Source organism: Streptomyces laculatispora (assembly GCF_017353455.1).
Taxonomy (GTDB): domain Bacteria; phylum Actinomycetota; class Actinomycetes; order Streptomycetales; family Streptomycetaceae; genus Streptomyces; species Streptomyces laculatispora.
In genome coordinates, this window is sequence record NZ_JAFMPZ010000218.1 from 1 (window position 1) to 4,606 (window position 4,606).

At 69.9% G+C, this 4,606-nt stretch carries 3 protein-coding genes; all 3 read left to right on the forward strand.

The annotated features are described in order from the left end of the window. Nucleotides 1–1,721 (forward strand): peptidase C14 (locus tag J1C73_RS12460; protein ID WP_207316428.1); only part of this gene is annotated, 1,721 nt, incomplete at its 5' end. Between the two features lie 32 nt (nucleotides 1,722–1,753). After that, on the forward strand, nucleotides 1,754–3,010 hold the full coding sequence (locus J1C73_RS12465) for a Gfo/Idh/MocA family protein (RefSeq protein ID WP_207316429.1): 1,257 nt from the start codon (nucleotides 1,754–1,756) through the stop codon (nucleotides 3,008–3,010). A 74-nt stretch (nucleotides 3,011–3,084) separates the two neighbouring features. Beyond that, complete coding sequence (locus tag J1C73_RS12470; RefSeq protein ID WP_207316430.1) at nucleotides 3,085–4,341, forward strand: ABC transporter substrate-binding protein; 1,257 nt, start codon at nucleotides 3,085–3,087, stop codon at nucleotides 4,339–4,341. Nucleotides 4,342–4,606 lie beyond the last annotated feature (265 nt).

The following is a 4,606-nucleotide window of genomic DNA, read 5'->3' on the forward strand; positions in this document are numbered from 1 at the left end:
CCGACCCCACCGTCCACCGCATCGAAGCCCACACCGACCTCCTCTTCACCAAACGCCACCTCTGGAACCGCTCCAACATCGAACTCGACTTCGGCGGCCACCACCTCCACACCGAAGGCATCGAGAAGAACACCCACGACAACCCCTTCGGCGCCGTCCTCTCCTTCCGCGGCACCCCCACGAACACCACCGTCACCCACACGCTGAGCGCACCGATGCCGGACCTCTCGGACCTCTTCGAGGTCGGCGACTCGGCGGCGTTCTCGGTCGGCCAGTGGTGGTCCGTGGAGATCAACGCCCTGTCGGGGAAGTACGAGAAGGAGATCCAGCGGCTCGTCCAGGTCACCGATGTCGTCGACTCCACGCACATCCGGGTCAACTACCAGATCGGCTGGGACCTGGCCGCAGGCCGCACGCTCACCTGGACCCGCGTCGAGCCCGTCGACCGCGCCCATGTGCGCAACATGGTCTTCGAGGGCTGGGGCGAGGACGAGATGACCGGCTCGCACCCGGTCGCCTACGAGTACGCGGTGCGCTGCGACGTCTCCGGGATCGAGGCCATCGGCACGTTCTGGCCGGTGGTGATGCGCCGCTGGTGCACGTACTACCGCACCGAGCAGTGCTCGCTGACCAACCCAAAGTCCGTCACCTACGGCGGCGCGGGCTACCTCACGCAGCAGATCTACTGCCTGTACGGGCACGTGGAGGACTGTCACACCTCCAACGCCCGTCACCTCAACGACTTCACGGCCTCGGCCTACTGCTACGTCACCAACTGCCACGGCGACGGTGACAACGAGGGCCCGTTCGTGACGCACGGCCAGTTCGAGCACGACCTCACCTACACCGGCAACTCCGGCCTGATGACGTTCGCCAACTCGGGCGCGGCCTGGGGCGGCCGGGCCAAGCGGATCACCGTACGCCGGCACGCCTGCTCCTGGTTCGTGGCCCGCGTCAAGATCACCGATCTGACCCTTGAGGACGTCCTGGTCATCGGCAAGAAGTCCCTGGACGGCTCAGGAATGCTCTGGGTCAACGCGGACGGCGTGCAGATGCGGGGCTGTACGGCGACGGGTCCGCTGATCGTCTCCCGGGCCTCCGACCTGTCCGCCCGGCCCAACGTGATCGCCGACTCCTCCTTCGCCTTCACCGCGGGCGCCGAGATCACCCAGTCCAACGTCACCGCCCCGCTCACCCTCCAGCGCACCACGCTGAAGGGCGTGGACGGCGCGGTGTTCAACGGAACCGGGCCGCTCGTCGTCGACCAGTGCACGCTGACCGGCTCCCAGGACACCGCCCCGGTCTCGCTCGCGCACACCGACATCACCGTCCTCGGCGGCGAACTCCGCGACACCGGTCTCAAGCTGACCTCGGCGAAGGACCAGCGGCTGCGCATCGACGGGACGCGGCTGTCCGGCACCAACAAGGACGGCGCCCTGCTCGCCCGTACCGGCTCCGGACGCACCGTCGACTGGCAGCTCGGCGGCCTCGACTCGACCGCGCCCAAGGGCACCGCCCATGTGCTGCTCACCGAGGGGCCCAACCGCTACCGGGCCACCGGCTCCACCTTCACCGGTGGCCGGCTCGAACTGCGGCCCGCGGCGTTCGGCGGCTCCAGCCATCTGCTGCACACCGGCTGCGTCGAGGACGGCACCGAGCGCACCGCGCTCCCGGACGAGGGCGACCGCGTCGCCCACACCGCGGCCACGCTGCGCTTCTGACCACCCCGCCCATCGAGTACCAGGGATTCCCCGTGTCCACGCATACCCCGATCACCGGCCGGCCCGTACGCGTCGCACTCGTCGGCGCCGGCAACCGCGGTCTGACGTACGCCGAGTGGATCAAGGCGCACCCGGAGCGCGCCGAACTCGTCGCCGTCGCCGATCCGCGCCCCGCGGCGCGGGCCGCCGCCGGCGCACCCGTCGAATTCGACGACTGGCGGCCGCTCGTCGAGAACCGCATCGCCGACGCCGTCATCGTCGCCACCCAGGACCGCTTCCACGTGGAGCCGGTGCTGGCGCTGGCCGGGGCCGGTTACGCGATCCTCGCCGAGAAGCCGCTCGCCCCGACCGAGGAGGAGACCCGGCGGATCGTCGAGGGGGTGGAGCGGGCCGGGGTGCTGTTCGCCGTCTGCCACGTCATGCGGTACACCCCGTACACCGACCTGGTGAAGGACGTCGTGGACTCCGGTGTGCTCGGGCAGCTCGTCTCGCTCGACCATCTGGAGCCGGTCGGCTGGTGGCACTACGCCCACAGCTATGTGCGCGGGCCCTGGCGCAGCGAGAAGGACTCCTCCCCGATGCTGCTCGCCAAGTCCTGCCACGACCTGGACTGGATCACGTACATCATGGGCGGCCGGATCGAGCAGGTCACCGGCTTCGGCGGACTGAAGCACTTCCGGCCCGAGAACGCCCCGGCCGGGTCCGCCGACCGCTGCCTCGACTGTGCGGTCGAGTCCGGCTGCCCGTACAGCGCGCTGAAGCTGTACATGCCGACGCTGCGCGAGAAGGGCGCGGTCTGGCCGGTCACCCATGTCACCGAGGCGACCGACGAGGCCGGTCTCGTGCAGGCCCTGCGCGAGGGCCCCTACGGGGTCTGCGCGTACCGCAGTGACAACGACGTGGTGGACCACCAGGTCCTCGCCATGCAGTTGACGGACGGGGTGACCGCGACCTTCCAGATGGTCGCGTTCACCGAGCAGACCCACCGCCAGACCCGGATCTTCGGCTCGCACGGCTGGCTCATCGGCGACGGTGAGCGGGTCACGGTGCAGGACTTCCGGACCGGCGAGTCCACCGTCCACGAAATCGGCGCGTCCGGTTCGAACGCGGCCGACGGGCACGGCGGCGGGGACGCCGCACTCGTCGAGGCGTTCGTCACCGCCGTCGCCACCGGTGACGCCGGGGCCGTCCGCTCCGGCCCCGCCACCTCGCTCGGCAGCCATCTCGCGGCGTTCGCCGCCGAACGCGCCCGGCACACCGGCACCGTCCAGACGGTCCCGGCCACGTGACACCCCCTGAAGGGCCAGTCGTTCGGACCAGGCCCTCTTCCCCGCCCCGCCCCAGGTTCCCGGAGGACCACCTCATGTCCCGTCTGCTCACCCGCCGTTCCAGAGTCCGCGCCCTCGCCGCCCCCGTTCTGGCCACCGCGCTCGCCGCCGGTGTGCTGGCCGGGTGTTCCGGCAGCGGCGGCGACGACAACACCGTGACCATGTGGACCTACCCGGTCATCTTCGACGAGGCCAAGAACAAGGCCTACTGGGACGGCCTGGTCAAGGCGTTCGAGAAGAAGCACGAAGGCGTCAAGGTGAAGGTGGAGACCTTCCCGTGGGCCAACCGCGACACCGCTCTGGCCACCGCGATCGCCTCCGGCAAGGGCCCCGACGCGGTCTACCTGATCCCGGACCAGCTGCCCAAGTACGCCAAGAACATCGTCCCGGCCGACGAGTACATGCCGGCCTCCGCCAAGTCGGACTACACGGACTTCGCGCTGAAGTCCGTCACGGTCGACGGCAAGCCGGTCGCCACTCCGATCCTGACCAGCGCCAACCCGCTGATCTGCGACAAGCGCGTGTTCGCCGCGATCGGTGAGAAGACCTACCCGTCGAGCTGGGCGGATCTTCAGGCACTGGCCCCGAAGCTGAAGAAGAAGGGCTACTACGCCACCAGCTACAGCGGTGACACCCAGCAGACACTGAACATGACCTTCTACCCGCTGCTCTGGCAGGCCGGCGGCGACGTCTTCTCCGAGGACGGCAAGAACGTCACCTTCAACGACGCGGCCGGCGTCAAGGCCCTGACGTACCTGAAGAAGCTCGTCGACGGCGGTTACACCGACCGGGACCTGGTCACGACCACCCCGAAGCTGGAGCAGACCCCGACCGCCAAGGGGAAGGTCGCCTGCACCTGGCAGAACACCCCGGCGGACGTCGAGCCCTTCTGGGGCAAGGAGAACATCGTCGTCCAGCCGCCGCTCAAGGACACCGCGTCGGTCGGATACGGCACCGTGGGCGCCCTGTCGATGCTGAAGGGCGCCGACAAGAAGAACACCGGCGACTGGCTGAACTTCGTCGCCGAGTCGAAGAACTCGGCCGGACTGCAGAAGGCCGCCGGCTACTTCCCGGCCCGCAAGTCCGGCGGCGACCTGTACCCGGACGACGCTCTGCAGACGGCCGTCGGCGCCACCCTGCCGAGCATGGACGTGGGCCCGCTCCAGGACAAGGCGCGTGAGGTCCAGGGCGTGCTCGCCCCGGAGATCCAGGCCGCGCTGCTCGGCAAGAAGAGCCCGCAGGACGCGCTGAACGCCGCACAGAAGGCCGCGCAGGCGATGCTCGGCCGCTGACCGTTGCGGGGCCGTGGTCCGGCCGCGCCCGGACCACGGCCCCGCACCCCCCGGGGGCACACCCCCCGATCCACCGCAATTCCCCCGTACCGCAAGGAGATCCCCGTGGCAGTCGTCGCGGAACCCACCCGCCGGGGCCGTCGCAGCGGGCCGCAGGCGCGCCGCGAGGCCCGGATCGGCCTGCTCTTCGTCCTCCCCTGTTTCCTGCTCTTCCTCGCCTTCCGGTTCGGTCCGGGTGTCGCCGGCGTGCTGATGAGCTTCACCG

What these genes read in the sequence shown, in the direction of transcription:
- J1C73_RS12470 (WP_207316430.1), top strand. Translation starts at nt 3,085, where the DNA reads ATGTCCCGTCTGCTCACCCGCCGTTCCAGAGTCCGCGCCCTCGCCGCC.